At 45.0% G+C, this 4,480-nt stretch carries 6 protein-coding genes; 5 read left to right on the top strand and 1 reads right to left on the bottom strand.

What is annotated here, in order from left to right:
* Window positions 1-288: 288 nt before the first annotated feature.
* The 4 genes from C4B57_11685 (at window position 289) to C4B57_11670 (ending at window position 2,089) form a co-directional block, all read left to right on the top strand.
* Complete coding sequence (locus tag C4B57_11685; GenBank protein ID PXF50803.1) at window positions 289-492, top strand: hypothetical protein; 204 nt, start codon at window positions 289-291, stop codon at window positions 490-492.
* 121 nt (window positions 493-613) lie between these two features.
* Window positions 614-1,282, top strand: a complete 669-nt coding sequence (locus C4B57_11680; GenBank protein ID PXF50802.1) for a hypothetical protein — start codon at window positions 614-616, stop codon at window positions 1,280-1,282.
* Window positions 1,283-1,428: 146 nt separating this feature from the next.
* Window positions 1,429-1,650 (top strand): DUF2905 domain-containing protein, encoded by a 222-nt coding sequence (locus C4B57_11675; protein ID PXF50801.1) that lies wholly within the window; start codon window positions 1,429-1,431, stop codon window positions 1,648-1,650.
* A 40-nt stretch (window positions 1,651-1,690) separates the two neighbouring features.
* A complete protein-coding gene (locus C4B57_11670) occupies window positions 1,691-2,089 on the top strand; it encodes a hypothetical protein (GenBank protein PXF50800.1) in 399 nt (132 codons plus the stop codon).
* 329 nt (window positions 2,090-2,418) lie between these two features.
* Here the strand turns inward: C4B57_11670 and C4B57_11665 are convergent, their stop codons facing one another.
* On the bottom strand, window positions 2,419-3,036 hold the full coding sequence (locus C4B57_11665) for a nitroreductase (protein ID PXF50804.1): 618 nt from the start codon (window positions 3,034-3,036) through the stop codon (window positions 2,419-2,421).
* Window positions 3,037-3,289: 253 nt separating this feature from the next.
* On the opposite strand from C4B57_11665, the gene C4B57_11660 reads away from it, so the two are divergent.
* Complete coding sequence (locus C4B57_11660) at window positions 3,290-4,390, top strand: mechanosensitive ion channel protein MscS (GenBank protein PXF50799.1); 1,101 nt, start codon at window positions 3,290-3,292, stop codon at window positions 4,388-4,390.
* Window positions 4,391-4,480: the final 90 nt, after the last annotated feature.

Genomic DNA, 4,480 nt, shown 5'->3' with positions numbered 1-4,480 from the left:
GAAAAATTGAGGAGTTGACTCAAAAAATGGTTGCTCTATGAAAGAATCTTCAGACCAATGGCAGTAATTGTATGGCAAGCAGCCTACCCGGTGCTTGCTGCCTGTATCTTATATGAAATATCCAGATAAGACAAACAGCACACCCATTATTTGAGATAAATTCTCAATAAATTTTTTATCTGTATCTATGATGGCAGTGCCATAGACTCACGGGACGCCAGATTGACGGAATTTGTACTTCATACTATATTTAATTTTTAATAAACAAGTTGATAAGGAGATCCCATCATGAGGAAGGTTCTCATAATTATCAGTACGGAGGACGGCGAAAGCATCTACAATGCGATGAGGCTGGCAAATCTGGGCACAGGAAAAGGTGATGAAGTCAGTGTATTCATGCTCGGAAAAGGCGTCCTTTTTGAAAAGAGCGGCAGCAAAGATTTTGACGTGATGGGTCAAATCAACATGTTCAAGGGAGATTTTTATGTTTGAGGGGTCTGTGCAAAATCCCACGGTCTGGAGGGATCAAGCACTTGCCCGATCGGATGGATGGATGACCTCTATGAGCTGGTCATGGAGGCGGATAAGGTCTTAGCATTTTGAGCAGAATTATATGGAAATTCTCCTTCACACCTGCTGCGGGCCGTGCACCCTGTACCCGGTCAAAGAGCTCAAAAAAAAGGATATCAAGGCCCTCGTGTACTTCTATAATCCCAATATCCATCCATTCAGGGAGTATGAACGCAGGGTCGAGGCCCTGGAAACGGCTGCGGAAAAGTTCAAATTCCCGGTATTGTGGGATCAATCCGGATACGGGCTAAGAGAATGGCTGAACAAAATAGGAACAAGACGGGACCCGGATGAACGCTGTCCCGTGTGTTACCGCATTCGCCTGGAAGCTGCTGCCCAAAAGACCGCGGAACTCGGCCTGCCCGCTTTCACCACAACCCTGCTTTACAGCCGTTACCAGAGACACGATCTTATTTGTGATATCGGAAAGGGACTTGCTTCTGCTTACGGCGTAGAATTCTATTACCAGGACTTTCGTGAGGGCTGGGTAGAGGGTATAGAGATCTCAAGGGAACTCGGGATTTACAGGCAACCATATTGCGGCTGTATCTATAGCGAGGAAGAACGTTACAGCAAGAGGGCAAAGAGATTGCAGAAGAGAATTCTCGCAAAATCAACGGAAGAAAGATCGAACGGAAAAAAAATGAACATCGAACATCGAACGTCCAACGTCCAACATCGAATAGAAGAAAATAAAGAAACAGAAATATGACCCGGGGAAACGGCTGCTTGAGTATTCGGCCAAAATCATCAAAAAAATTCATTCACAAAAATGCGCGTCTGCCTTAAATTTATTCGATGTTCGACGTTCGTCTTTTAACATGAACCTTTGAACCCTTACAAAGAGGTTAATCAATAATGAATCCCTTGCCTGAGTTCGGCAAGATGCTGCTGATCCTGGGGATACTGTTTGTAGTAACAGGACTGTTTCTGATGTTAGGCCCAAAGATTCCCCTTCTGGGCAGGCTGCCGGGAGATTTTGTAATCAGGCGGGGTAACTTCACCCTTTATTTTCCCCTGGCCACTTCTATACTTTTGAGTATAGTCCTTACCCTGATCTTCTCCATATTCCGTAAATGATTCCGCTGAAAATACCCCATCTGCTGCGTTGCAATCGCAAATGACCCGCCGGGACTTGATGAAAAAAGCGGGCTTTTGGGCTTTTGGGCTGGGGCTCTTTTACCCTGTTTATGCCTTTGTGGCAAAGAAACGATTTCGTCCGCCCATAGAAGTCCGATTGAGACGCAAACTGAAGCCCGGAGAATTTCTGCTTGAGCCCCGCTTCGCCCTTTTTGAAACCGATCAGGGGCCTCTGGCCGTATCCCGCAGTTGCACTCATTTGGGCTGCATTGTCAATTATCGAGAGACAGACAGGGAATTTCTCTGTCCCTGTCACCAGAGTCGTTTCACCTGGGACGGTAAATACCTGTCAGGCCCGGCCAAGAAGGATCTTCCCAGGCTCCACGTCAAGGTACTGGAAGAAGAGGAAGGCTACATCATCCAGATACCCAGGGCATAAGCGCTAAGTTATTTTTGCACCGGATGGACTAATGAACATCGAACATCGAACGTCCAACATCGAATGTTGAATGGGAAAAGATGAAGAAACAGACCTATGACCTGGAAGAAAGGCTGCTAATTAAAAAACCTGAACTGCTAAGTGATATTTTACAGGAAACAGAAGAATTAATTAAGATTTTCGTCACGAGTATCAAAACGGCTGAAAAGAAACAGAAATAGTCGCTGAATGTTCGGTATTGGATATTTGTTTTTCATTCGATGTTCGATGTTGGACATTCATTTTTTAATTAACCTGTGAACGTTTACAAAACAACTTAGCGCTTATGCCTATAATCCCTCGGCCTTATAGCCAACAGGCAATATAAGCAAAGGTTCATGGTTCGGGTGAATATTGATAACCCGTCTTACTTTTTCATCGTTGAAGGCCCCGACTATACCGGCCCCTAAACCCATTGCTTCCGACTGTAGCAAGATATTTTGTCCTATATGACCGGCCTCGATAACTGCGTATCTTACACCCCTTTTGCCGTATTTGCCGGTTATCCGGTAATATTCAGCAGTAATCAGGATATTTAAGGGGGCGGTGGCTATCCACATCTGGGATAGTGCCGCATCAGCCACTTTATTTCTCATATCTCCTTCAGATACAAGCGAAATAGCATGGCTTTTCGGGTCGTAATGATAGGCTCCGCTTTCCAGTCCCTTTACACAATTCTCCCCGGCAACGGTATAAATATCCATTGGATACAGGGCACCTCCCGAAGGTGCAGCCCTCTTGAAACCCCTGTCTTCCGTGATACCCTGAGCCGCCCAGAAGAGTTGCGAGCATTGTTCCAATGAAAGAGGCCTGGAAGTAAAAGATCTGATGGTCCTGCGACGCTTGATAGCGGTTTCTAAAGAAATTTTCCCTTGAGTTTTTGGCTTTGGCAGTTTCATATACTTCATCTCCTGAATTTTCCCATTTGCCTTTTTCGGGTTTCGATCGCGGGACCGGATTGCACCGCCTCTTTCGGTCTGCAATGAGTGAACTTTGAAACCCGGAAAAAGGCAACCGCTTCAAGGCAGGATATAACGGGTGAGTTGTTTATGTAACCCAGCCCTGGAGTAGCAATTATTGTTCAGATAATAAAACCACTGAATTGGATCGTGTCCTATGGGCACGGTCTTCACCGTTAGAATAAATTTTGAGGAGAGAAAAATGTATATCCTGAATCTTCCGTTTGGACTGAAGGATGTCGATCCACTCGTCCATATTATCAGCCTGGTAGCTGTTGGTCTCGTTATAAGTGTATTACTGTTCAGGTTCCTGGCCCGCTGGAGCCGGAGGTCGGATGATATTTTCAGTAAGGCGGTGGTTAAATACCTCAAGCGGCCTTCAAAATTTCTCTTTCCGGTTTTATGTCTCATGCTTTTTGCCCCGGTCTTGAGTATTCCTGATGATCTGGCAGGTGCCTTTCGGCATGTTTTGGGCATTGCTTTTATAGGTACGCTTACCTGGATGGCTACAAGAACTGTTGCAGTAATCAGAGAGATAATACTATCCAGGTTCGATGTAGACCAAAAGGATAACCTGGCTGCCCGTAAGATTTATACTCAGTTCCGGGTGATTGAGCGGGTAATCATCGTCATTATCCTTATAATAGGTATCTCTTCTTTATTAATGACTTTTGAGAAAATACGGCAGTTGGGTGTCAGTATAATGGCTTCTGCTGGTGTTATAGGAATAATTGCAGGCTTTGCAGCACAGAAAAGTATAGCCACCCTTTTTGCCGGGATTCAGATTGCTATTACGCAGCCGATCAGGCTGGATGATGTAGTAATCGTAGAGAATGAATGGGGCTGGATCGAGGAGATCACCCTTACATATGTAGTGGTCAGGGTATGGGACCTGAGGCGCCTGGTAGTACCTATCACTTATTTTATTGAGCGGCCCTTCCAGAACTGGACCAGAGTTTCTGCCGATATATTGGGCACAGTATTTTTATATATGGACTATACTATTCCCGTCCAAGTTATCAGGAAAGAACTGCAAAAGATAGTCAAGGGCTCTGACTTATGGGATGGGAAAGTGTGCGGCGTGCAGGTTACTAATGCAGCTCAACAGACTATTGAAGTAAGGGCCTTGGTTAGCGCGGCTGATTCGTCAAAGGCTTGGGACCTCCGCTGTCTTGTGCGTGAAAAGCTATTAGAATTTCTTCAGAGCACATATCCGGCCAGCCTGCCAAAGACAAGAGTTGAACTGGAGAAGAGTATATTATTGGGTAAAGAGTCTGTCCCGCAAATATTAGTTGCAAAATGAGGCCGAATTCGGTAAAATATTATATAATTTCAACATGATAATTGCTTTTTGAGGGCCTCATGAACTACAATTTCAGAAGCTATAATCCGG

The sequence above is a fragment of the Deltaproteobacteria bacterium genome (assembly GCA_003194485.1).
Taxonomy (GTDB): Bacteria; Desulfobacterota; Dissulfuribacteria; order Dissulfuribacterales; family UBA3076; genus UBA3076.
Note: the sequence above shows the minus strand (reverse complement) of the source record. Positions and strands in the feature narration are given on the sequence as shown.

Excerpts from the sequence above, each read along its gene's own strand:
- C4B57_11660 (PXF50799.1), top strand. The coding sequence starts at position 3,290 with ATGTATATCCTGAATCTTCCGTTTGGACTGAAGGATGTCGATCCACTC.
- C4B57_11680 (PXF50802.1), top strand. The coding sequence starts at position 614 with ATGGAAATTCTCCTTCACACCTGCTGCGGGCCGTGCACCCTGTACCCG.
- C4B57_11685 (PXF50803.1), top strand. The coding sequence starts at position 289 with ATGAGGAAGGTTCTCATAATTATCAGTACGGAGGACGGCGAAAGCATC.
- C4B57_11670 (PXF50800.1), top strand. The coding sequence starts at position 1,691 with ATGACCCGCCGGGACTTGATGAAAAAAGCGGGCTTTTGGGCTTTTGGG.
- C4B57_11675 (PXF50801.1), top strand. The coding sequence starts at position 1,429 with ATGAATCCCTTGCCTGAGTTCGGCAAGATGCTGCTGATCCTGGGGATA.
- C4B57_11665 (PXF50804.1), bottom strand. The coding sequence starts at position 3,036 with ATGAAGTATATGAAACTGCCAAAGCCAAAAACTCAAGGGAAAATTTCT.